This window comes from Pseudomonas tructae (assembly GCF_004214895.1).
Classification (GTDB): domain Bacteria; phylum Pseudomonadota; class Gammaproteobacteria; order Pseudomonadales; family Pseudomonadaceae; genus Aquipseudomonas; species Aquipseudomonas tructae.
This window is the reverse complement of the sequence record NZ_CP035952.1, coordinates 163978-186944: the sequence shown is the minus strand read 5'-3', so window position 1 is coordinate 186944 and position 22967 is coordinate 163978. Positions and strand designations below refer to the sequence as shown.

The window sequence follows — 22967 nt, the reverse complement described above, 5'->3', positions numbered from 1 at the left end:
CCTTTTTTGTGCCTGATCGCGGGGCAAGCCCGCACCCACAGTGTGGGAGCGGGCTTGCCCCGCGAAAGGTTCAACACTGCTTGCTGTTGGTGATCAGGGTGCCCACACCGCTGTCGGTGAAGATCTCCAGCAGCACCGCATTCGGCACCCGGCCATCGATGATGTGCGAGCTGTTGACCCCGCCTTGCACGGCTTCCAGTGCGCAGCGAATCTTCGGCAGCATGCCGCCGTAGATGGTGCCATCGGCGATCAGTTCGTTGACCTGCTCGGTGGTCAGGCCGGTGAGCACGGTGCCTTGCTTGTCCATCAGGCCGGCGATGTTGGTCAGCAGCATCAGCTTTTCAGCCTTCAGTGCTTCAGCCACCTTGCCTGCTACCAGGTCAGCGTTGATGTTGTACGACTCGCCGTTGGCACCGACGCCGATTGGCGCGATCACCGGGATGAAGTCGCCTTTGACCAGCATGTTGAGCAGGTCGGTGTTCACCCCGACCACTTCGCCAACGTGGCCGATGTCGATGATTTCCGGGGTGGTCATCTCCGGGGTCTGGCGGGTCACGGTGAGCTTTTTCGCACGAATCAGCTCAGCGTCCTTGCCGGTCAGGCCGATGGCGCTGCCGCCATGGCGGTTGATCAGGTTGACGATGTCCTTGTTGACCTGGCCGCCGAGGACCATCTCGACCACGTCCATGGTTTGCGCATCGGTGACGCGCATGCCGTCGACGAAGCGGCTCTCGATCGACAGGCGCTTGAGCAGATCACCGATCTGCGGGCCGCCACCGTGTACGACCACCGGGTTGATGCCGACGGCTTTCATCAGCACTACATCGCGGGCAAAACCGGTTTTGAGCTCTTCGCTCTCCATCGCGTTGCCGCCGTATTTGATCACCAGGGTCTTGCCGACAAAACGGCGAATATAAGGCAGCGCTTCGGACAAAACCTGGGCGACATGGGTGGCGGCATCGCGATCAAGGGTCATGCAGGGCTCCAGTTGGAACAGATAGTCGGTCAGAACGTGGGTTGCAGGTCAGGGACAACGCGCTTCAGCTGGGCGCGAAATACCGCTTTGATACGCTGCAGTTCGGCGTCGTTGTCGGCCTCGAAGCGCAGTACCAGCACCGGCGTGGTGTTGGAGGCGCGAACCAGGCCCCAGCCATCGGGGTAGTCGACCCGCACACCGTCAATGGTGGTCAGGTTGGCGTCGTTGCCCCAGTCGGCATCGCGTTGCAGTGCATCAATGATGCTGAATTTACCCTCGTCGGTCACATCAATATTGATTTCCGGCGTGGAAATATCGTTCGGGAACGCGGCAAACAGCTGCTCGGCATCGGTTTTGGCCTTGCTGAGGATCTCCAGCAGGCGCGCAGCGCTGTATATCCCGTCGTCAAAACCGTACCAGCGTTCCTTGATGAAGATGTGACCGCTCATCTCGCCAGCAAGCAGGGCGCCGGTCTGTTTCATCTTCTTCTTGATCAACGAATGACCCGTCTTCCACATTAGCGCGCGACCGCCGTATTGCTCGATCAGTGGGGTCAAGCGACGGGTGCATTTGACGTCGAAGATGATCTCGGCCCCGGGGTTGCGCGCCAGGACATCCTGGGCAAACAGCATCAGCAGGCGGTCGGGATAGACGATGCTGCCGGTGTTGGTGACCACGCCGACGCGGTCGCCATCGCCGTCGAAGGCCAGGCCCAGGTCGGCGCCGGTTTGCTTGACCTTGGCGATCAGGTCGACCAGGTTCTCGGGCTTGCCCGGGTCCGGGTGGTGGTTGGGGAAGTTGCCGTCGACCTCGCAGAACAGCGGGATCATCTCGCAGCCCAGGGCTTCGATCAGTTGCGGGGCAATGACGCCAGCCGCGCCGTTGCCGCAGTCGACGACCACTTTGAGTTTTTTCGCCAGCTTGATATCACCGGTGATCTGCTTGAAGTAGCGCTCGAGGATTTCGACCTTCTCGACGCTGCCTTCGCCACGGCTCAGGTCGTTGTTCCGCAGGCGGGTCAACAGCGCCTGGATCTGCTCATTGGCCAGGGTGTCGCCGGCGATGACAATCTTGAAACCGTTGTAGTTCGGCGGGTTGTGGCTACCGGTGAGCATGACCCCAGACTTGCCGGCCAGAACATTGGCGGCGTAGTACAGGGCCGGAGTCGGCACCAGGCCGACATCACTGACCTTGCAGCCGGCTTCGACCAGGCCCTTGATCAGTTGCTCGACCAGCAGCGGCCCGGACAGGCGGCCGTCACGGCCGACCGAGATGTTCGGTTCGCCCTGGGCGAGAGTTTGCGCGCCGATGGCGCGACCGATCCAGTAAGCGGTTTCGGCGGTCAGGGTGTCACCGACCACACCACGAATATCGTAGGCGCGGAAGATACTGGCAGGCAGTGCGGGTACCGGGTGTGCCATGTCGTTCATCTCTGGGGAGCTCCAATTTAGAGGGCGTGCAGGGCAGGCTCAAACTGAACGCTTTGACGGCCATTTCGCCAGAGAGTTCGCCATCCTTGGCTCACGCTGGGCAACCGATGGATCAATGGCTGCCGGAATGACCAAAGCCGCCAGCGCCACGCTGGCTTTCATCGAAGGCTTCGACGATGTCGAAATGCGCCTGCACCACCGGCACCAGCACCAGCTGTGCGATGCGCTCGCCAATGGCGATGGTGAATGGCGTCTGGCCACGGTTCCAACAGGAGACCATCAGTTCGCCCTGATAGTCGGAGTCGATCAAGCCGACCAGGTTGCCAAGGACGATACCGTGTTTGTGGCCCAGGCCCGAGCGCGGCAGGATCAGCGCGGCCAAGCCCGGATCACCGATGTAAACCGACAGGCCGGTAGGGATCAGCAGGGTCTGGCCTGGCTCGAGGACGGTGTCCTCCTTGAGCATGGCGCGCAGGTCGAGGCCGGCCGAGCCGGGGGTGGCGTACTGTGGCAGCGGAAAGTCGCTACCGATGCGTGGATCGAGAATCTTGGCTTGTAGAGCGTGCATGCGAAATTAAACCTGGTTGAGACGTTCGGCGATGAAAGCTACCAGTTGGCGGGCGATCTTGCCCTTGCTGGTCTGGGCGAAAACAGTTGCGTGAAGTTTACGGTCGATGACGCTGCAGGCGTTCTCTTCGCTATTGAAGCCGATGCTGGGGTTGGCCACATCGTTGGCGACAATCAGGTCGAGGTTCTTGTCCTTGAGCTTGCGCGCGGCGTAATCGAGCAGGTGTTCGGTCTCGGCGGCAAAGCCGACGCTGAACGGGCGATCAGGACGAGTGGCGATGCTGGCAAGAATGTCCGGGTTGCGGACCATCTGCAGCAGCAGGCCATCACCTGTCGTAGGGTCTTTCTTGAGTTTTTGCGGGGCGACAACCTCTGGACGGTAGTCTGCGACCGCAGCCGAGGCGATAAATACATCGCAAGGGATGGCGGCTTCACAGGCAGCGAGCATGTCGCGAGCGCTCACCACGTCGATGCGGGTAACGCGATCGGGCGTTGGCAGGCTCACCGGGCCAGTGACCAGGGTTACCTTGGCGCCGGCTTCCACCGCCGCTTCAGCGAGGGCAAAGCCCATTTTCCCGGAGCTGTGGTTGGTGATGTAGCGCACCGGGTCGATGTTTTCCTGGGTCGGGCCGGCAGTAATCAGCACGTGCTTGCCGGTCAGCGACTCGCGCTTGAAGGTCTCGGCGGCGCACCAGGCCAGGTCAGTGGCTTCGAGCATGCGGCCCAGGCCCACGTCGCCACAGGCCTGGCTGCCGGAGGCCGGGCCGAACACCTGAATGTCGCGGCTTTGCAACAGCTCAAGGTTGGCCTGGGTGGCCGGGTCGCGCCACATCGCCTGGTTCATCGCCGGGGCCACGGCCACGGTGGCGTCGGTGGCCAGCACCAGGGTGGTCAGCAGGTCGTCGGCTACACCTTGGGCCAGGCGCGCGAGCAGGTCGGCGGTGGCTGGGGCGATCAGCACCAGGTCGGCCCACTTGGCCAGCTCGATATGGCCCATCGCCGCTTCGGCAGCAGGGTCCAATAGGTCCATGTGCACCGGGTGCCCGGACAGGGCCTGCATGGTCAGCGGGGTGATGAACTCAGCCCCGCCGCGGGTCATGACGACGCGCACTTGGGCGCCGTGTTCCAGGAGTCGGCGAACCAGCTCGGCACTCTTGTAGGCGGCAATGCCGCCGCCGACGCCGAGAACGATGCGCTTCCGATACAGCCGCTGCATAGGCTTGCCTTTTTGCTCAGTGATTACACGCGGCGACGACGCCTCCCCAGGCCGGTTCGCCGCGTAAAAATGAGCGGCTAATGTAGCACAGGGCTCAAACACAGGAGCAGTAACCGAAAGACGGAGGGAATTGTCATGAGTATCAGGGATTGGCCTGCGGCCGAGCGGCCGCGAGAAAAACTGCTGCAACGCGGGGCGGGTAGCCTTTCGGATGCCGAGCTGTTGGCGATCTTTTTGCGCACCGGCGTGCGTGGGTGTAGCGCGGTCGACCTGGCCAGGCATTTGCTCGGGCGCTTCGGTGGCCTGCGTGGCTTGCTTGAGGCTGACAGCCGCAGCTTCAATGGTGAGCTTGGGCTGGGGCCGGCCAAGTTCGCCCAGTTGCAGGCTGTACTGGAAATGTCCCGGCGCCACCTGGCTGAACGTCTGCGGCGTGATTCAGCCTTGCAGAGCCCGCAGGCGGTCAAGGACTACCTCAAGGCTCGTCTGCGCCACGAACCGCACGAAGTATTTGGCTGCCTGTTCCTCGACAGCAAGCACCGGGTGCTGGCGTTCGAGGCGCTGTTTCAGGGCTCGATCAACAGCACCAGTGTCTATCCGCGGCAGGTCATCAAGCGTGCCTTGGTACACAACGCTGCGGCGTTGATCCTCTGCCACAATCATCCCTCGGGGGTGAGCGAGCCCAGCGATGCAGACCTTTCGCTGACCCGGCGCCTGACCAAGGCGCTGGACATGATCGAAGTGCGCGTACTCGACCATTTCGTCATCGGTGATGGCGAACCGCTGTCGATGGCCGAGCACGGCTGGCTCTAGTGTCCTGTCTCAGAAATAGGCTGTTCACTTTTGACGTCAAAAGAGAACGTACTTCTGAGACAGGACACTAGCGCGAGGTGCGGACCCCGGCAAAGTCCTGGCGACCGAACGGGCTGACCTGATAACCCTCGACATCCTTGCGCGTCAACACGGCGGCAGTCGGGTGGGCCAGGGGCAGCCACAAGGCCTGTTGCTGGATCAGCGTCTGGGCCTGCTGGTACAGGCGGCTGCGCACGCTCTGGTCGGTGGTGGTCTTGCCGGCGCTGATCAACTGGTCCAGACGCTGATCGCAGTAGCGGGCGAAGTTGGTCCCGGACTTGACCGCCGCGCAGGAAAACTGCGGGCTGAGGAAGTTGTCCGGGTCGCCGTTGTCGCCGGCCCAGCCCATGAACAGCAGGTCATGCTCGCCAGCCTTGGCCCGGCGAATCAGCTCGCCCCATTCGATCACGCGGATCTCGGCCTTGATGCCGATCTTGCCCAGGTCGGCCTGCAGCAATTGCGCACCGAGGCTGGGGTTGGGGTTGAGCAGGCTGCCTTGCGGGCGGGTCCAGATTGTGGTGTTAAAGCCGTCTTTGAGGCCGGCCTTGGCCAGCAGCGCCCGGGCTTTATCGAGGTCGGTCGGGTAGCCGGGCAGGTCCTTGGCGTAGCTCCAGGTGTTGGGCGGGTAAGGGCCGTTGGCCGCCACAGCGGTATCTTCAAACACCGCTTTGAGGTAGCTGGCCTTGTCGAATGCCAGGTTGATGGCCTGACGAATCTCAGGCTTGTCCAGCGGTGCATGCAGGCTATTAATAGCGACGAATGCAGTCATGAAGGCTTCAGTCTTTTCTACCTTCAGAGCCGAATCTTCACTCGCGGCGGCGATGTCCAGGGGCTTGGGCGACAGGGCGATCTGGCATTCGTTGCGCTTGAGTTTCTGCAGGCGCACGTTGGCATCGGGAGTGATGGCGAAGATCAACGGATCGACACCCGGCTTGCCGGCAAAGTAGTCCGGGTTGGCTCGGTAGCGGATCACCGCGTCTTTCTGGAAACGACTGAACACAAACGGCCCGGTACCGATCGGCTGGCTGTTGAGTTTTTCCGGGGTGCCGGCCTTGAGCAGCTGGTCGGCATACTCGGCGGAGTATATCGAGGCAAAGCCCATGCTCAGGGTGGCCAGGAAGGTGGCGTCGGGGTGGTCGAGGGTAAAGCGCACGGTCAGCGGGTCCAGCGCATCGATCTGCTTGATCAGGCTGGGCAGCTGCAGCGATTGGGCGTGCGGGTAGCCACTCTGGGCGATTTTGTGCCAGGAGTGCGCGGGGTAGAGCATGCGCTGGAAGCTGAACAGCACGTCGTCGGCGTCCAGGGTGCGAGTGGGCTTGAAGTAGCCGGTGCTGTGGAATTTAACCCCCGTGCGCAACTTGAACTGGTAGATCAGGCCGTCCGGCGACACCGTCCAGCTTTCGGCCAGGCCCGGCACCACCTGGCCCTGGCGCGCGTCGAACTCGACCAGGCGGTTCATCAGCACGTCGGCCGAGGCATTGGTGGTGGTCAGTGAGTTGTACTGGACCACATCGAAACCTTCGGGGCTGGCTTCTGTGCACACGCTCAGCGCAGCCGCCTGGGCGAAAGCCGGGCCGAGCAGGGTGGCGAACAACAGGGGTAAAACGGCAGCACGCATGGGGATTCCTTGGCTGATCGGTGGCCCATCTGCCAGTGCAGTCTGGAAAAGTCCTACCCTAGTGTGCCGGGAGGCAAATGACCATCTCCTTTTTTAGCAGCCTGGCGACGAGCGGTCGACAGCTTGCCGGGCCAGTGGTTATGCTGCTCCGGCGTATCGAACAGCATGTCAAAGCACATCTTCTGTTGTTGTGCTCTGGTCTTTCTGGTATAAAGCAGCGCTCTTTTCTAGGGGCTCGGCTTGTCGCATTTGCTGATCGAGTCGATAAGACCCTGAAGAAACACGGCGCCTGGCGCCAAAGACTGAGAGATTAAGCGGCCAACCCATGCCGGGTTGGGCATGTGGTTTTAGAGGGCTGAGGCATGTCGAGAGTCTGTCAAGTTACCGGTAAGGGTCCGGTAACCGGGAATAACATTTCCCACGCGAATAACAAAACCCGTCGTCGTTTCCTGCCGAACCTGCAGCATCATCGCTTCTGGGTCGAGTCCGAGAAGCGTTTCGTGCGTCTGCGCGTCTCTGCCAAAGGCATGCGCATCATCGACAAGCGCGGCATCGATGCCGTTCTGGTCGACATTCGCCGTAACGGCGCTAAGGTCTAAGGGAGAGAATCATGCGTGAATTGATCCGTCTGGTGTCGACCGCTAATACCGGCCACTTCTACACCACCGACAAGAACAAGCGCACCACTCCGGACAAAATCGAAATCAAAAAATTCGATCCGGTTGTTCGCAAGCACGTGATCTACAAGGAAGCCAAGATCAAGTAATTGATCCGGCTGACGAAAAAAGGGCCCGTATCTCAGGATACGGGCCCTTTTTTATGTCGCCATGTAATCAGCTGAAATGGAACGACTGGATGATGCCGTTATCGTTGGCGATGACATGGATACGGCTTGGATCGTATTCGCGGGTGGAAAATTCACCGGCACCGACCACGCGAGCGCGGCCAGTCAGCTCACTGATGTAGGCCTTGGCGCTAGGCACATAGTGGGTGCCGACCAGGTGATTGATCTGTTGCAGAACTTCTTCGTTAGTCATGGCGTTGCTTCCTTCGATTGATTGAATGCCCGGTTGGGCAGCGCCATGCTCGGTTGGATCAGCCCCGTCCAAGTGGTAGCTATTTATTGCTGCTCAAACATCACATAGATCTTGCGGCACGGCTCCAGCACTTCCCAGGTGCCCTTGAATCCCGCTGGAATGACGAAGCGGTCGCCAGCGCGCAGGGTTTTCGCACCGCCTTTTTCATCACGCAGCACCGAGACGCCTTGAACGATCTCGCAGTACTCATGTTCGGTGTAATTGACGGTCCATTGCCCGACGGCACCTTCCCAGACGCCCGCATGAAACTGCGAGCATGGGCTGGAGTAATGGTTGTAAACCGCCTGTTCGGGATCGCCCTTGAGTACCTTTTCTGCGGCGGGGCGATAGCGTTCCGCTTCGGTCAGCACCTGGGCGAAGTCGATGATCTGGGTAATGTTCATGGTCGGGTCCCCTTTTTGTTGTTTAATAAAATGAACATCAGTAGGTGTTTGTTGTGATTCTGTCAAATATATTGAAAATTAGGGTGCCGGTGGTTTAGGGTGACAGGTGCCTGTGCGCCTGTGTCGCCCAGCCAGAATTTTCGACAGTGCCGTCAAACTCTCGTGCGGCCCTGCACCTTAACAAGAGGAGGAGTTTCGTATGACCACCCTGACTCGTGCGGATTGGGACCAGCGTGCCCAGCAACTGAAGATCGAAGGCCGTGCCTTCATCAATGGTGAATACACCGCTGCCGTCTCCGGCGCGACGTTCGAGTGCCTCAGCCCGGTCGACGGACGCCTCCTGGCGCAGATCGCCAGCTGCGACGAGGCCGATGCCAAGCGCGCTGTGGAAAACGCCCGCGCCACCTTCGCCTCCGGCGTCTGGTCGCGCCTGGCCCCGGCCAAGCGTAAAGCCACCATGATCCGTTTCGCCGGCCTGCTCAAGCAGAACGTCGAGGAGCTGGCGCTGCTGGAAACCTTGGACATGGGCAAGCCGATCAGCGACTCGCTGAACATCGACGTGCCAGGTGCCGCCCAGGCCCTGAGCTGGAACGGTGAAGCGATCGACAAGATCTACGACGAGGTCGCTGCCACCCCTCACAACCAACTGGGCCTGGTGACCCGCGAACCGGTGGGTGTGGTTGCCGCCATCGTGCCCTGGAACTTCCCGTTGCTGATGGCCTGCTGGAAACTCGGCCCGGCCCTGGCGACCGGTAACTCGGTGGTACTCAAGCCTTCGGAAAAATCGCCGCTGACCGCCATCCGAATCGCCCAGCTGGCCATCGAAGCCGGCATTCCGGCTGGCGTGCTGAACGTGCTGCCAGGTTATGGCCACACCGTCGGCAAGGCCCTGGCCCTGCACATGGACGTCGATACCCTGGTGTTCACCGGTTCGACCAAGATCGCCAAGCAACTGATGATCTACGCCGGCGAGTCGAACATGAAGCGTGTCTGGCTGGAAGCCGGCGGCAAGAGCCCGAACATCGTCTTTGCTGACGCCCCGGATCTCAACGCCGCCGCCGAAGCAGCCGCCAGCGCCATCGCCTTCAACCAGGGCGAGGTCTGCACCGCAGGTTCGCGCCTGCTGGTCGAGCGTTCGATCAAGGACAAATTCCTGCCGCTGGTGCTCGAAGCACTCAAAGCCTGGAAGCCGGGCAATCCGCTCGATCCTGCCACCACCGTGGGTGCGCTGGTCGACACCCAGCAGATGAACACCGTGCTGTCCTACATCGAAGCCGGCCACAGCGATGGCGCCAAGCTGTTGGTGGGTGGCAAGCGGATCCTCGAGGAGACCGGCGGCACTTACGTTGAGCCGACCATCTTCGACGGCGTGACCAATGCCATGAAGATCGCTCAGGAAGAAATTTTCGGCCCGGTACTGTCGGTCATCACCTTCGACTCCACCGAAGAAGCGATCAACATCGCCAATGACACGCCGTACGGCCTGGCTGCCGGTGTCTGGACCGCCGACATCTCCAAGGCACACCTGACCGCCAAGGCCTTGCGTGCCGGTAGCGTGTGGGTCAACCAGTATGATGGCGGCGACATGACCGCGCCGTTCGGTGGCTTCAAGCAGTCGGGCAACGGCCGTGACAAGTCGCTGCATGCGCTGGACAAGTACACCGAGCTGAAAGCGACCTGGATCAAGCTGTAAGGCCTGGGTGCCCTTATCGCGGGACAAGCCCGCTCCCACAGTAGTGTGGGAGCGGGCTTGTCCCGCGATTGTTTCTGGAGGAAAAAGCGTGCGTTGGGGAACCTATTTCGCCGTGCTGGCGGCCGTGCTCAGTGTCGGCCTGGCCCTGGGCGTCAGCATGCCACTGGTGTCGTTGCGCCTGGAGGGCTGGGGTTATGGCAGCTTTGCCATTGGTGTAATGGCGGCGATGCCGGCTATTGGCGTATTGATCGGCGCCAGCCTGTCCAGCCGTCTGGCCGCGCGCTTTGGTACACCGGGGCTGATGCGCCTGTGCCTGTGGGCGGGGGCGTTTTCCATCGGCCTGCTGGCGCTGCTGCCCAGCTACCCGTTATGGCTGGCCCTGCGCTTGTTGATCGGGGTGATCCTGACCATCGTCTTCATCCTTGGCGAAAGCTGGATCAACCAACTGGTGGTCGAGCAGTGGCGCGGGCGTCTGGTGGCGCTGTACGGCAGCAGTTATGCCTTGAGCCAACTGGCCGGGCCGCTGTTGCTCGGTGTGGTGGGTTCGGAAGACGACCTGGGATTCTGGATCGGAGCCGGTTTGTTGATTGCCGCGCCACTGCTATTGCTCGGCCGCGACGGCGCGCCCAGTGCTGACGCCTGCAGCGTGACCTTCACCGACTTGTTCGGCTTCTGCCGGCGCTTGCCGGTGATCGCCTGGGCCATTGCCCTGTTTGCCGCGTTCGAGGCAATGATTCTGACCTTGCTGCCGGTCTACTGCCTGCAGCAGGGCTTCACCACGGAAATCTCCCTGTTCATGGTCAGTGCCGTGGTGGTTGGTGATGCGCTGTTGCAATTGCCGATTGGCGCGCTGGCCGACCGCATGTCGCGGCGCACCTTGTTCAGTGGCTGTGCCTTGACCCTGCTGGCGTCGAGCCTGGCGATTCCGCTGCTGCTGCAAACGCCGCTGATCTGGCCGTTGTGGGTGCTGTTCGGAGCCAGCGCCGGGGGCCTGTTCACCTTGTCGCTGGTGCTGATTGGCGAGCGCTACCGCGACGATGCCCTGGTGCGCGCCAATGCCCATGTTGCGCAACTGTGGGGCATTGGTTGCCTGATCGGGCCGCTGGCGGCAGGGGCGGGCAGCCAGTGGCTGAGCGGGCACGCGCTGCCCTTGTTCATGGCGATCGGCGCTTTCGGCCTGGTGTTGCTCGCGCGGCGGCCCAATGCGTTCGAGCCGGCGCCGGTCTAGAGCATCTTTTCCAGGCCCACCGCCTTGCTGACCCAGGCGTTGAAGCGCCGCCACAAACCGCCGGGCTCGGTGGTCAGGGTGTGCAGGTGGTGGTTGTCTTCGGTGATCCACACCAACTGGCCATCGATCAGTTGCGGCTGATAGCTGAGGGCCGGGGCCATGCCCTGGGCCGCCAGCTCGCGGGTGTATTCGGCCAGCTCCGGGCTGTCGACCAGTACGCCAACTTCGGTGTTCCACAGCACCGAGCGCGGGTCGAAATTGAACGAGCCGATGAAGGTCTTCTTGCGATCGAAGACAATCGCCTTGCTGTGCAGGCTGGAGTCGGAGCTACCGTGAAAGCCCAAGCCGCGCCGGGAGCTGCGATCGCCGGGCTGGCGGCGCAGCTCATACAAATGCACGCCGTGTTCCAGCAGTGCCTTGCGATAGGGCGCGTAGCCGCCGTGCACGGCCGGTACATCGGTGGCTTCCAGGGAATTGGTCAGCAACTTCACCGATACGCCCTTGTCGGCATGGCTGGTCAGGTACAGCAGGCCGGACTCGCCGGGCACGAAGTAGGCCGAGACCAGGATCAGTTCGTGCTGGACGTTATTCAAGTCCGGGGCCAGCTGTTGGGTCATCAGCAAGCGCGGATCGGGTTCATCGCGGGCCAGGACTTTGCTCGGCGCGTCCCAGAGCGCCTGGTTATGGGCCCAGATCAACTCGTTGCGCCAGACATCCAGGCGTGGCCGGGTTTGATAGGCCATCAGCCGATCGTACAGAGCCTTGCGCTTGATCCGCGCCTGGGCCAGTGACGACTCCAGGCGCTGGCGGCTGTTGCGCAGGTCGTTGGCGTCGGGCTGGGTAAACAGAAAATCGCCGATCGGCTTGCTCAGCGCACTGTTCCAGTACTGGTCGAAACTGTGCCCCAACTGTTCGGCGACCGGGCCGACCCCAAGCAGGTCGATGTCGGTGAAGTTCAGGTTGGGCTCGGCATCGAAATACTCATCGCCCAGGTTGCGTCCGCCGACGATGGCCATGCTGTTGTCCACCAGCCATAGCTTGTTGTGCATGCGCCGATGCTGCAACGACAGGTTGAACAGGCGGCCCATGGCGCGGGTCATGCCGGTGCTGCGGCCCAGGTGCAAGGGGTTGAAGACGCGAATCTGGATATTGCGATGGGCCGCCAGGATGCCCATCAGTTCGTCCAAGCCATCGCTGGTGGTGTCATCGAGCAGAATACGCACGCGCACGCCGCGGTCGGCCGCTTGCAGCAGTTCATGCACCAAGACGCGGGTACTGAGGCCGTCGTGGACGATGTAGTACTGCAGGTCGATGCTCGACTGAGCGTTGCGGATCAGTTCGGCGCGGGCGCGAAAGGCTTCGTTGCTATTGGGCAGCAGGCGAAACCCGGAGCGCCCGTCGTAGACCGAGGCCTGGCGCTGTACCGAGCGACCGAAGGCCGAATCGCTGGCCGGCAGGGCCTGGCTGATTTCCCGTGGCTGGCTGACACTGGCACAGCCGCCCAGGCCGAGCAGTAGCGACAGCAGAAGTGGCAGCACCCGCTGGCTTTTCAACAGAATTCGTCCTGTTACAACTGAGGCGTATGGATAGGGGCCATGAACGGCGGGGCAACGTTACCTGTCGCTGTGTTCCTCGGCCAGTAGACGAATGGCGGCCTCGCCGACCTTGCGCACTGCCGCTTCGATCTCGGCGCTGGGGCGCGCGGCGAAGTTCATCCGCAGGCAGTTACGGTACTTGCCCGAGGCCGAGAAAATACTGCCAATGGCAATCTGCACCCCTTGCCCAAGTAAAGCCCGGTTCAGGCGCAACGTGTCGAAACTTTCCGGCAGTTCGACCCACAGCATGAAGCCACCCTGAGGCCGGCTGGCGCGAGTGCCTGGTGGAAAATAGCGGGTCACCCAATCGCTCATCTGGTCGCGTCCGCGCTGATACTGGCTGCGCATGCGCCGCAGGTGCGGCTGGTAATGACCGCCCTCGATGAAGTCGGCGATGGCCAATTGTGGCTGGGTGGCGGTGCAGCCGGTGCTGATGTACTTCATGTGCAGGACCCGCTCCAGATAGCGCCCGGGAGCGACCCAGCCGATCCGCAGGCCTGGAGCCAGGGTCTTGGAGAAGGAACTGCAGAGCAGTACCCGGCCATCCTCGTCGAACGACTTGATGGTTCGCGGTCTGGGGTAGGTGTAGGCAAGATCGCCATAGACATCGTCTTCGAGGATCGCCACGTCGAAGCGTTGCGCCAGGGTCAGCAAAGCCTTCTTGCGCGCCTCGGGCATGATGTAGCCGAGCGGGTTGTTGCAGCTCGGGGTGATCTGGATGAGCTTGATCGGCCATTGCTCCAGGGCCAGCTCCAGGGCTTCGAGGCTGATCCCGGTGAGCGGATCGGTGGGGATTTCCAGCGCCTTCATGCCCAGGCCCTTGAGGGTCTGCATGGCACCATGAAAGCTCGGTGATTCCACCGCGACGATATCGCCTGGCTGGCACACGGCGCGGATGCTGGTCGACAGCGCCTCGTGGCAGCCGGTGGTCACGACCAGTTCGCTGGGGCTGACGGTGCAGCCGGAGTCGAGCATCAGCCGGGCGATTTGTTCGCGCAGGGCCTGGGTGCCGGAAATGGTGTCGTAGTACAGGCCGGGCATGTCCTGGCGTCTGCTCAGTTGCGCCAGGCTGCGCAGCAGTGGCTTGAGGGTCGGGCTGTTGATATCGGGCATGCCGCGGCCCAGTTGCACCACATCCTTGCTGGGGACGCTGCGGATCAGCTCGATCACTTGCTCCCATTGGGAAATATCCACCGGGCGTTGGGCCGGACGGCTGACTTCCGGCAGGGCAGGCAGGCTACGGCTGTGGGGTACGAAGTACCCGGACTTTGGCCGTGGCGCGGCCAGGCCGTTGTCTTCGAGCAAGCGGTAGGCCTGCTGCACAGTGCTCAGGCTGACGCCGTGCTCGACACTCAGGGCGCGCACCGAGGGCAGGCGGTCACCGGGGCGGTACAAGCCTTGTTCGATACGAGCGCCGAGCAGCTCGGCCAGGTTGATGTACAGCGTCATGGCATACTCCGAAAAACGGTTGCAGCAAACGACCAATACAGATTAGGTAAAATTACTGCATTCAGTAGGAAATATGCCAATTCTGTATGGGAATAATAGCTGGCCTTTGAATCTGTAATGGTTTTGCCCGCGCGCGCATGCTTGCTCCACGGTTCACACAACCTGGAGGTAACGAGCAATGAGCGGCATGAGCGATGTACGCCTGAAACTGTACGCCGAAGAATTGAGCCGCGAGCAGCGTGCCCGGCTGTTCAGCGCACCGGCTGGCCTCAGTCGCTGGGGCCTGATGTTGCACCGCTGGCATACCCGCAGGGCGCTGCTTGAACTGGACGCCGAACAGTTGCGCGACGTTGGGCTGACCCGCGCGCAGGCATGCGAAGAGGGGCTTAAACCCTTCTGGCGGTCCTAGACCAGTTCTTTGAGTCGGTGCCAGAGCATGCCCAGGGCCAGCAACGGCGAGCGCAGGTGCTGGCCGCCCGGGAAGGTGATGTGCGGCACCTTGGCGAACAGGTCGAAACGCCCGCTGTGTTGGCCGCTGATGGCTTCGCCGAGCAACCTGCCGGCCAGGTGAGTGGCATTGAGGCCGTGGCCAGAATAGGCCTGGGCGAAGTACACGTTGGGCTGGCCGGGCAGGCGGCCGATCTGCGGCAGGCGGTTGGCACCGATGCCGATCATCCCGCCCCACTGGTAATCGATGCGCACGTCGGCAAGCTGCGGGAACACCTTGAGCATCTTCGGCCGCATGTAGGCCGCGATGTCTTGAGGATCACGCCCGGAGTAGTGGCAGGCGCCGCCGAACAATAACCGGCGATCAGCAGACAGGCGATAGTAGTCCAGGGCCACGCGCTGGTCGCACACGGCCATGTTCTGCGGCAGCAACTGGCTGGCCCGGGCCTCGCTCAGGGGCTCGGTGGCGATGATGTAGCTGCCGGCGGGCAGTACTTTGCCACCGAGTTCGGTATTCAGGTCATTGAGGTAGGCGTTGCAGCCCAGTACCAGGGTGCTGGCCAGCACCGATCCTTGCGCCGTCTGCACGCGTACCTGCGGGCCATAGTCGATGCGGGTCACTGCTGACTGCTCGAACAGGCGCACCCCCAGTTTGCTGGCCACCAGCGCTTCGCCCAGGGCGAGATTGAGCGGATGCAGGTGCCCCGAACCCATGTCGATCAAGCCGCCGACGTAGCGGTCCGAACCCACCACGCTGTGCATCTGCTCCGGCTGTACCAGGCGCAGTTCATGGCGATAGCCCAGGCTGCGCAGCTCTTCGGCGTCTTCGGCAAAACCCTGCAGGTCGCGGGGCTTGTTGGCCAGGTCGCAGTAGCCCCAGGTCAGGTCGCAGTCGATGGCATGGCGCTCGATGCGCTCGCGGACAATGTCCACTGCTTCCAGGCCCATCAGCTTGAGTTCGCGTACGCCGTCGCTGCCCAGAATCGGAGTGAATTGCTCAAGGCCATGGCCGACCCCGCGAATCAGCTGGCCACCATTGCGCCCGCTGGCGCCCCAGCCAATCTTGTGTGCCTCCAGCAGCACCACGTTGAGGCCGCGCTCGGCCAGCTCGATCGCCGTGTTCAACCCAGAGAAGCCGCCGCCTACCACGCAGACATCACAGCTCAGCTCGCCCTGCAGCGATGGATGATCCACCTGTGGGGCGCTGCTTGCAGCGTAGTAGGAAGCAGTGTGCGGAACGCCGGCGTGCATGGCATTGTCCTGGTTCTGAGTGTGTGGAAAATTTTACGCAGGATAAGCTGCGCTTTCAGGGCTGGGCAACCATAGGGCAAAATAGTGCGCCCCACTTCTTTGCCGCAGGCCGCCATGAGTTGCAACAGCCACAAGATCCGCTTCCTGCGTGAGCAGATCCCGTCCTTTGAGTGCGTGCCCGGCTGTCACGATTGCTGCGGGCCGGTAACCACCTCGTCGGAAGAAATGGCCCGCCTGCCGCGCAAGAGCGCCGCTGAGCAGGAAGCCGCACTGGCAGAGCTCAACTGTGTGCACCTGGGGCCCAACGGCTGCACGGTGTACGAAGAGCGGCCGCTGATATGCCGCCTGTTTGGCACCACGCCGAAGCTGCCATGCCCCAATGGCCGCGCCCCGGCCCAGATGATCGATCCGCAGGCCGAGAAGCTCGTCCACCAGTACATCGCCAGCACCCGGCAGGTGCTGGTCTGAGTCTCAGTCCGGAATCGGCAGGTTGAGGCTTTCCTTCACCTCTTCCATGACGATGTAGCTCTTCGACTCGCGCACATGCGGCAGCTTGAGCAGGATGTCACCCAGCAGCTTGCGGTAGGACGCCATCTCGGAAATCCGCGCCTTGACCAGGTAATCGAAGTCGCCGGACACCAGGTGGCATTCCAGTACATGGGGCAATTTCAGCACGGCACGTCGGAACTCCTCGAAGGTGTCGCCCGACTTGTAGTCCAGGCTGATTTCGACGAACACCAGCAGGCTGCCCTTCAAGTGCTGCGGATTGAGCCGGGCGTTGTAGCCCATGATGATCCCTTCGCGCTCCAGGCGCCGGACCCGTTCGGTGCAGGGGGTGGTCGACAGGCCGACCTTTTCGCCCAGTTCAGTGAACGAGATACGCCCATCTGCCTGCAGAATGCGCAGGATATTGCGGTCGATCTTGTCCAGTTCACGTTTGCTTTGGTGCTGGGTTCTCATAGTGGATGCCCCTCCGTAAAAGCCAACCTTGCCGAGAATTCTCGCCAAATATAGGCTTTTATACAGTGAAAAGCACTGGTCATACCTTCCTATACTGCGCGCATCTACGCCATTAACAACAAATGTCAGCGGTACGCTGCGTCGAGGGTAATAAACATGCGAGTTCTGGTGCTTGGTAGCGGTGTGATCGGAACCGCCAGTGCCTACTATCTGGCACGGCAAGGGTTTGAAGTCGTCGTGGTCGACCGTCAACCGGCAGTCGCCATGGAGACCAGCTTTGCCAACGCCGGCCAGGTCTCGCCTGGTTATGCTTCGCCCTGGGCTGCCCCGGGTGTGCCGCTCAAGGCCATCAAGTGGCTGCTCGAGCGCCACGCACCGCTGGCCATCAAGGCCACCGCCGACATCGACCAGTACCTGTGGATGGCGCAAATGCTGCGCAACTGCACCGCCAATCGTTATGCGGTGAACAAGGAGCGCATGGTACGCCTGTCCGAGTACAGCCGTGACTGCCTCGACGAGCTGCGCGCCGAAACCGGCATTGCCTACGAAGGCCGCACCCTCGGTACGACGCAACTGTTCCGCACCCAGGCGCAACTGGACAATGCCGCCAAGGACATCGCCGTCCTCGAGCAGTCCGGTGTGCCCTACGAGGTGCTCGATCGCGAAGGCATTGCTCGCGTCGAACCGGCCCTGGCCAACGTCACCGATATCCTCGCCGGTGCCCTGCGCCTGCCTAACGATCAGACCGGCGACTGCCAGCTGTTCACCACCCGCCTGGCGGAAATGGCGATCAAGCTGGGTGTCGAGTTCCGCTTTGGCCAGGACATTCAGCGCCTGGACTACGCCGGTGATCGGATCAATGGTGTCTGGATCGACGGCAAGCTGGAAACCGCCGACCGCTACGTGCTGGCCCTGGGCAGCTACTCGCCGCAGTTGCTCAAGCCGCTGGGCATCAAAGCCCCGGTCTACCCGCTCAAAGGCTACTCGCTCACCGTGCCGATCACCGACCCGGCCATGGCGCCGACTTCGACCATTCTCGACGAAACCTACAAGGTGGCGATCACCCGTTTCGACAACCGCATCCGTGTTGGCGGCATGGCTGAGATCGCCGGTTTTGACCTGTCGCTGAATCCGCGTCGACGCGAAACCCTGGAGATGATCGTCAATGACCTTTATCCTCGTGGCGGCGACCTGAGCCAGGCCAGTTTCTGGACCGGCCTGCGCCCGACCACTCCGGACGGTACGCCGATCGTCGGTGCCACACCGTTCCGCAACCTGTTCCTCAACACCGGTCACGGCACCCTGGGCTGGACCATGGCCTGCGGTTCCGGTCGCCTGTTGGCCGACCTGATCGCGCGCAAGAAGCCGCAAATCAGTGCCGAAGGCCTCGATATCTCTCGCTACGGAAAACACCAGGAGCCTGCCAAGCATGTCAGTCCAGCGCCAGCTCACCAATGAGCGCATGAGCCAGATCGTCACCCATAACGGCACCGTCTACCTCGCGGGCCAGGTGGGTGACGACATGAATGCCGGGATTGAGCAGCAGACCCGTGAAACCCTGGGCAACATCGAGCGCCTGCTGGACCTGGCGGGCACCGACAAGAGCCGCCTGTTGTCGGTGACCATCTACCTCAAGGACATCGACGCGCACTTTCAGGGCATGAACGCGGTGTGGGACAAGTGGCTGCCCAAGGGTGTCGCGCCGGCCCGCGCCACCGTCCAAGCCAAGCTGTGCGAACCGGAAATCCTCGTCGAGCTGTCGGTGGTCGCTGCACTGCCGTAACACCCGATCCCTCACCCGGTGCCGTTGGCGGCCGACCAGCCGCCTGCGGGCGCCGGGCTTTTTACTTCTAACCAGACTGCCCAGAAGGCTGCCGTCATGCGTCCTGCCCGTGCCCTGATCGATCTTCAAGCCCTGCGTCACAACTATCAACTTGCCCGCGAGCTGACCGGCGCCAAAGCCCTGGCCGTGATCAAGGCCGATGCCTATGGTCATGGTGCGGTGCGTTGCGCCTTGGCGCTTGAGCAGCAAGCCGATGGTTTTGCCGTAGCTTGCATCGAAGAAGCGCTGGAGCTGCGCGCCGCCGGGATCAAGCCGCCAGTATTGCTGCTCGAAGGCTTTTTCGAAGCCAGTGAACTGCAACTGATCGCCCAGCATGACCTGTGGTGCGTGGTGCATTCGCTGTGGCAGCTGGAAGCCATCGAGCAGGCGCACCTGAGCAAGCCGATTACCGTGTGGCTCAAGCTCGATTCGGGCATGCACCGGGTTGGCTTGCACGCCAAGGATTACCAGGCCGCGTACCAGCGCCTGCTGGCCAGCGGCAAGGTCGCGCGTATCGTCTTGATGAGCCACTTTGCCCGTGCCGACGAACTCGACAGCGATGCCAGCAATGAACAGCTGGCGGTGTTCCAGGCTGCACGCCAGGGCCTGAGCGCCGAGGTCAGCCTGCGCAACTCGCCCGCCGTGCTCGGTTGGCCGAACATGCCCAGCGACTGGGTGCGCCCGGGCCTGATGCTCTACGGCGCCACGCCCTTCGAGGTGCCTCAGGCCGAAGCTGCGCGCCTGCAGCCGGTGATGACCGTGCAATCGCGGGTGATCAGCGTGCGTGAGCTGCCGACCGGCGAGCCTGTGGGTTATGGCGCCAAGTTCATCAGCCCGCGACCGACCCGGGTCGGCGTGGTAGCCATGGGGTACGCCGATGGCTACCCACGCCAGGCACCAAACGGCACGCCGGTGCTGGTGGCCGGTAAACGTACCCAGCTGATCGGCCGGGTGTCGATGGACATGCTCTGCATTGACCTTACCGACGTGCCGGAAGCGGGCCTGGGCAGCCCAGTGGAGTTGTGGGGCAAAAACGTGCTGGCCAGCGAAGTGGCCATGCATGCTGGCAACATTCCTTACCAGATTTTCTGCAACCTCAAGCGCGTACCGCTGGACTACAGCGGCGATTAAGGCGCCAAAGCGGACAGGCTGCGGGTCGAAGTGTTGTAAATACTGAACGCTGTTGCGATGATACCGTTCAATTTCGACCCCACTCGTTCGTTTAGGAGGGCGCAAGCATTGGACGTCGGTGAACGACTGCAAGCCATTCGCAAGCTCAAGGGCCTGTCACAGCGTGAACTCGCCAAACGTGCGGGCGTCACCAACAGCACCATCTCGATGATCGAGAAGAACAGCGTCAGCCCTTCCATCAGCTCGCTGCGCAAGGTGCTGAGCGGCATTCCGATGTCCATGGTCGAGTTCTTTTCCGAGGAGCTGCAACCGGAAAACCCCACTCAGATCGTCTATAAAGCCCACGAGCTGATCGACATTTCGGACGGTGCGGTGACCATGAAGCTGGTCGGCAAGGCGCATCCGAGCCGGGCTATCGCCTTTCTCAACGAAGTCTATCCGCCGGGTGCCGATACGGGTGAAGAAATGCTCACCCATGATGGCGAAGAGACCGGCATCCTCCTTGAAGGCCGCCTGGAACTGGTGGTGGGTCTGGAAACTTTCATCCTCGAAGCGGGCGACAGCTACTATTTTGAAAGTACCAAGCCGCACCGTTTCCGCAATCCTTACGATGAGCCGGCCAGGCTGATCAGTGCGGCGACGCCGGCCAACTTCTAGCGGCCATTGCGCGGCGGATTGTCGCGGCTAAGACCCTTTGGACACTAGGGTTGTTTCGGTGAGGCAGGGTTCCCGTTATACTTGCGCCGCCTGCGAAACCGTGGCCGCGGGCGTGACTAGCCACCATGAGGGTGTACGCGTGAATCTAATCAAGAAAATGCTGGCCGTACCAGCTGCCGTATTGGCCCTTTGGGCAGTCAGCGCACAAGCTGTGACCAACGACGACATCGCCAAGCGACTGGAACCGGTCGGCCAGGTGTGTGTACAGGGGCAGGAATGCAAGGGTATGGAAGTCGCAGCATCTGCTGGCGGTGGCGGAGCCAAGACCCCGGACGAAATCATCGCCAAGCACTGCAATGCTTGCCATAGCACTGGCTTGCTCGGCGCGCCAAAAATCGGCGATACCGCCGCCTGGAAAGAGCGCTCCGACCACCAGGGTGGTCTGGACGGCATCCTCGCCAAGGCCATTACCGGTATCAACGCCATGCCGCCAAAAGGCACCTGCGCCGACTGCTCGGATGACGACCTGATGGGCGCCATCAAGAAGATGTCTGGCCTGTAAGCCCAGCGCTTGCTCAACAAAGCCCGCCACGTGCGGGCTTTGTGCTTTTTAGCGCTGGTCAGCGCTGCAATCAGGCGGCATGCTCGGTCCAACCTGTTCAAGCAATGCCGCAGGAGGCCGAGATGGCGCACAGCTGTTCGATCGACAATGCCGTGGATGAGGTGCTGGCTCGCCTGCCGGCGCATATCCACATGGGCCTGCCGCTGGGGCTGGGCAAACCCAACCGATTCGTCAACGCCCTGTATGCGCGGATCCGCCAGTTGCCCGAGCGGCAACTGACCATTTACACCGCTTTGAGCCTGGGCCGCCCGGACCTGGGCGACGGCCTGCAGCGGCGCTTTCTTGAGCCCTTCATCGAGCGGGTATTCGCCGATTACTTCGAGCTTGAGTACCTGCACGATCTGCGTCGCGACCAGCTACCGGCCAATATCCGTGTCGAACAGTTCTTCATGCAGCCCGGCAGCTTGTTGCACAGCGTCACGGCCCAGCAGGACTATGTCAGCAGCAACTACAGCCATGCGGCGCGAGATATCAACGCCAAGGGTTTGAACCTGGTGGCGCAACTGGTGGCGCAAGACCCGGCGCACCCCGGCCACCTGAGCCTGAGCTGCAACCCGGACATCACCCTCGATCTACTGCCAATGATCGCCCGCCGGCGAGCGGCCGGGGAAACCATTCTGATGCTTGGCCAGGTCCATGCCGAACTGCCGTACATGCCGGGCGCTGCGGAGCTGGCGCAAGAGGACTTCGACCTGCTGATCGACAGCCCTGAATGCACCCGGTTGTTCTCCACGCCGAACATGCCGGTTACCACCCAGGACCATTTCATCGGCCTGCACGCCAGCGCCCTGGTGCGCGATGGCGGCACGTTGCAGATTGGCATCGGCGCCATGGGTGATGCGCTCACCGCCTCGCTGCTGGCGCGCCAGGCGGACAGCGCGGCGTATCAGGCATTGCTGAGTGATCTCGACGTGCAACCCTGGTATGCCCTGATCGAACGCGAAGGCGGCATTGACCCCTTCGCCCATGGCCTTTATGGTTGCAGCGAAATGTTCGTCAACGGCCTGCTGGCGCTGGTCGAGGCCGGGATCATCCGTCGTCCGGTGTATCCCGACGAGGCACGCCAGCAGGCAGCCAACAACGGTCAGCTGGATGATCAGGGCATCCTGGTTCACGGTGGCTTCTTCCTCGGCCCACAGGCGTTTTACCAGCGCTTGCGGGAAATGCCGCCAAGCCTGCGTAAACGCTTTGCCATGAGCGCCATCAGCTACATCAACGAGTTGTACGGCCAGGAGTCGCTCAAGCGCCTGCAGCGCCGGGATGCACGCTTTATCAACACCGTGTTCAGCATGACCTTGATGGGCGCCGGGGTGGCCGACCAACTGGAAGATGGCCGGGTACTGAGCGGGGTCGGCGGGCAGTACAACTTCGTCGCCCAAGGCCATGCTCTTGAAGGTGCGCGCTCGATTCTGCTGCTGCGCAGCTGGCGTGAAGCCGGTGGTGAGGTCAGCTCCAACCTGGTCTGGGCGTATGGGCACTGCACCATTCCCCGGCACCTGCGCGATATCGTCGTCACCGAGTACGGCATTGCCGACCTGCGCGGACAGACCGATGCCGAGGTCATTGCCCGCTTGCTGGCGATCAGTGACTCGCGTTTTCAGCCGCAGTTGATCGAGCAGGCGCAGAAGGCCGGCAAGCTGCCGAAGGATTTCCGGCTGGGTCAGCGCTTCACCGACAACACCCCGCAACGTTTGCAGGCACTGCGGGCCAGGCACTCAGGGTTGTTCCCGGAGTATCCACTGGGCAGTGACTTTAGCGCCGAGGAGCGTGATTTGTTGCGCGCGCTGAATTGGCTCAAGAGCAAGTTCAAGCTGAGCGAAGTGCTGGAGCTGGGCAAGGCGGCGCTGGACGCACCGGCACCCGAGGCGTTTGCTGCGCAGGTGGCGCGGATGGGGCTGGCTCAGCCGCAGGGGCTGAAGGAGGAGCTGTATCAGCGGCTGTTGCTGGCGGGGTTGCAGGCGACAGTGGTTGCTTGA

The 22967-nt window shown here is 62.1% G+C and carries 23 protein-coding genes and 1 pseudogene; 13 read left to right on the top strand and 11 right to left on the bottom strand.

The genetic code is table 11. The features are described 5' to 3' along the window. Positions 1 to 70 precede the first annotated feature (70 nt). From argB to coaBC, 4 genes and pseudogenes are all read right to left on the bottom strand, one after another. Complete coding sequence (gene argB, locus EXN22_RS00900) at positions 71 to 976, bottom strand: acetylglutamate kinase (RefSeq protein ID WP_130262028.1); 906 nt, start codon at positions 974 to 976, stop codon at positions 71 to 73. 29 nt (positions 977 to 1005) lie between these two features. Next, a pseudogene (locus EXN22_RS00895) lies at positions 1006 to 2382 on the bottom strand (phosphomannomutase/phosphoglucomutase); the annotation flags it as partial. Positions 2383 to 2518: 136 nt separating this feature from the next. Next, complete coding sequence (gene dut, locus EXN22_RS00890) at positions 2519 to 2974, bottom strand: dUTP diphosphatase (RefSeq protein ID WP_130262026.1); 456 nt, start codon at positions 2972 to 2974, stop codon at positions 2519 to 2521. A gap of 6 nt (positions 2975 to 2980) precedes the next feature. Further along, a complete protein-coding gene (gene coaBC / locus EXN22_RS00885) occupies positions 2981 to 4189 on the bottom strand; it encodes a bifunctional phosphopantothenoylcysteine decarboxylase/phosphopantothenate--cysteine ligase CoaBC (RefSeq protein WP_130262025.1) in 1209 nt (402 codons plus the stop codon). A 135-nt stretch (positions 4190 to 4324) separates the two neighbouring features. On the opposite strand from coaBC, the gene radC reads away from it, so the two are divergent. Next, the gene (gene radC, locus EXN22_RS00880) at positions 4325 to 4999 is read left to right on the top strand and encodes a RadC family protein (RefSeq protein ID WP_130262024.1); all 675 of its coding nucleotides are present in this window, start codon (positions 4325 to 4327) and stop codon (positions 4997 to 4999) included. 67 nt (positions 5000 to 5066) lie between these two features. Here radC and EXN22_RS00875 read toward each other — a convergent pair whose 3' ends face one another. After that, positions 5067 to 6656: an ABC transporter substrate-binding protein gene (locus EXN22_RS00875; protein ID WP_130262023.1), complete on the bottom strand. Its 1590-nt coding sequence runs from the start codon at positions 6654 to 6656 to the stop codon at positions 5067 to 5069. Positions 6657 to 7018: 362 nt separating this feature from the next. On the opposite strand from EXN22_RS00875, the gene rpmB reads away from it, so the two are divergent. Together rpmB and rpmG are read left to right on the top strand one after the other, a co-directional pair. Further along, entirely contained in the window at positions 7019 to 7255 is a 237-nt protein-coding gene (rpmB, locus tag EXN22_RS00870) for a 50S ribosomal protein L28 (RefSeq protein ID WP_010225868.1), read from the top strand. An 11-nt stretch (positions 7256 to 7266) separates the two neighbouring features. Then, positions 7267 to 7422: a 50S ribosomal protein L33 gene (rpmG, locus tag EXN22_RS00865; RefSeq protein WP_010225867.1), complete on the top strand. Its 156-nt coding sequence runs from the start codon at positions 7267 to 7269 to the stop codon at positions 7420 to 7422. Between the two features lie 67 nt (positions 7423 to 7489). On the opposite strand, the gene EXN22_RS00860 is transcribed toward rpmG, so the two are convergent. Both EXN22_RS00860 and EXN22_RS00855 read right to left on the bottom strand, forming a co-directional pair. Next, positions 7490 to 7693 (bottom strand): I78 family peptidase inhibitor, encoded by a 204-nt coding sequence (locus EXN22_RS00860; protein ID WP_130262022.1) that lies wholly within the window; start codon positions 7691 to 7693, stop codon positions 7490 to 7492. An 83-nt stretch (positions 7694 to 7776) separates the two neighbouring features. Next, a complete protein-coding gene (locus EXN22_RS00855) occupies positions 7777 to 8136 on the bottom strand; it encodes a cupin domain-containing protein (RefSeq protein ID WP_130262021.1) in 360 nt (119 codons plus the stop codon). A 199-nt stretch (positions 8137 to 8335) separates the two neighbouring features. On the opposite strand from EXN22_RS00855, the gene EXN22_RS00850 reads away from it, so the two are divergent. Together EXN22_RS00850 and EXN22_RS00845 are read left to right on the top strand one after the other, a co-directional pair. Next, positions 8336 to 9829 (top strand): aldehyde dehydrogenase, encoded by a 1494-nt coding sequence (locus EXN22_RS00850; protein WP_130262020.1) that lies wholly within the window; start codon positions 8336 to 8338, stop codon positions 9827 to 9829. An 88-nt stretch (positions 9830 to 9917) separates the two neighbouring features. Continuing rightward, positions 9918 to 11057 (top strand): MFS transporter, encoded by a 1140-nt coding sequence (locus EXN22_RS00845; protein ID WP_130262019.1) that lies wholly within the window; start codon positions 9918 to 9920, stop codon positions 11055 to 11057. On the opposite strand, the gene EXN22_RS00840 is transcribed toward EXN22_RS00845, so the two are convergent. Together EXN22_RS00840 and EXN22_RS00835 are read right to left on the bottom strand one after the other, a co-directional pair. Continuing rightward, complete coding sequence (locus tag EXN22_RS00840) at positions 11054 to 12610, bottom strand: phospholipase D family protein (protein ID WP_130262018.1); 1557 nt, start codon at positions 12608 to 12610, stop codon at positions 11054 to 11056. The genes EXN22_RS00845 and EXN22_RS00840 overlap by 4 nt on opposite strands. 60 nt (positions 12611 to 12670) lie before the next feature. Then, a complete protein-coding gene (locus tag EXN22_RS00835; protein WP_130262017.1) occupies positions 12671 to 14101 on the bottom strand; it encodes an aminotransferase-like domain-containing protein in 1431 nt (476 codons plus the stop codon). A gap of 178 nt (positions 14102 to 14279) precedes the next feature. Here EXN22_RS00835 and EXN22_RS00830 point away from each other — a divergent pair, with 178 nt between their 5' ends. Further along, complete coding sequence (locus EXN22_RS00830) at positions 14280 to 14510, top strand: DUF1127 domain-containing protein (RefSeq protein WP_130262016.1); 231 nt, start codon at positions 14280 to 14282, stop codon at positions 14508 to 14510. On the opposite strand, the gene EXN22_RS00825 is transcribed toward EXN22_RS00830, so the two are convergent. Beyond that, positions 14507 to 15799, bottom strand: coding sequence for an NAD(P)/FAD-dependent oxidoreductase (locus EXN22_RS00825; protein ID WP_130262015.1), 1293 nt, complete (start codon positions 15797 to 15799; stop codon positions 14507 to 14509). The genes EXN22_RS00830 and EXN22_RS00825 overlap by 4 nt on opposite strands. 114 nt (positions 15800 to 15913) lie before the next feature. Between EXN22_RS00825 and EXN22_RS00820 the strand changes: the two genes are divergently transcribed. Beyond that, complete coding sequence (locus EXN22_RS00820; protein ID WP_130262014.1) at positions 15914 to 16267, top strand: YkgJ family cysteine cluster protein; 354 nt, start codon at positions 15914 to 15916, stop codon at positions 16265 to 16267. A 3-nt stretch (positions 16268 to 16270) separates the two neighbouring features. Here the strand turns inward: EXN22_RS00820 and dadR are convergent, their stop codons facing one another. After that, a complete protein-coding gene (gene dadR, locus EXN22_RS00815; RefSeq protein WP_008366790.1) occupies positions 16271 to 16759 on the bottom strand; it encodes a transcriptional regulator DadR in 489 nt (162 codons plus the stop codon). Positions 16760 to 16915: 156 nt separating this feature from the next. Here dadR and dadA point away from each other — a divergent pair, with 156 nt between their 5' ends. The 6 genes from dadA to EXN22_RS00785 all read left to right on the top strand — a co-directional run bounded on the left by dadA (position 16916) and on the right by EXN22_RS00785 (position 22967). Beyond that, positions 16916 to 18217 (top strand): D-amino acid dehydrogenase, encoded by a 1302-nt coding sequence (dadA, locus tag EXN22_RS00810; RefSeq protein WP_045199621.1) that lies wholly within the window; start codon positions 16916 to 16918, stop codon positions 18215 to 18217. After that, entirely contained in the window at positions 18189 to 18542 is a 354-nt protein-coding gene (locus tag EXN22_RS00805; protein ID WP_130262013.1) for a RidA family protein, read from the top strand. The genes dadA and EXN22_RS00805 overlap by 29 nt, the downstream gene beginning before the upstream one ends. 96 nt (positions 18543 to 18638) lie before the next feature. After that, positions 18639 to 19712: an alanine racemase gene (gene alr, locus EXN22_RS00800; RefSeq protein ID WP_130262012.1), complete on the top strand. Its 1074-nt coding sequence runs from the start codon at positions 18639 to 18641 to the stop codon at positions 19710 to 19712. A gap of 108 nt (positions 19713 to 19820) precedes the next feature. Then, positions 19821 to 20369 (top strand): cupin domain-containing protein, encoded by a 549-nt coding sequence (locus tag EXN22_RS00795; protein ID WP_010225839.1) that lies wholly within the window; start codon positions 19821 to 19823, stop codon positions 20367 to 20369. A gap of 157 nt (positions 20370 to 20526) precedes the next feature. After that, the gene (locus EXN22_RS00790; protein WP_130266740.1) at positions 20527 to 20931 is read left to right on the top strand and encodes a c-type cytochrome; all 405 of its coding nucleotides are present in this window, start codon (positions 20527 to 20529) and stop codon (positions 20929 to 20931) included. A 122-nt stretch (positions 20932 to 21053) separates the two neighbouring features. Continuing rightward, positions 21054 to 22967 (top strand): acetyl-CoA hydrolase/transferase C-terminal domain-containing protein, encoded by a 1914-nt coding sequence (locus EXN22_RS00785; RefSeq protein WP_130262011.1) that lies wholly within the window; start codon positions 21054 to 21056, stop codon positions 22965 to 22967.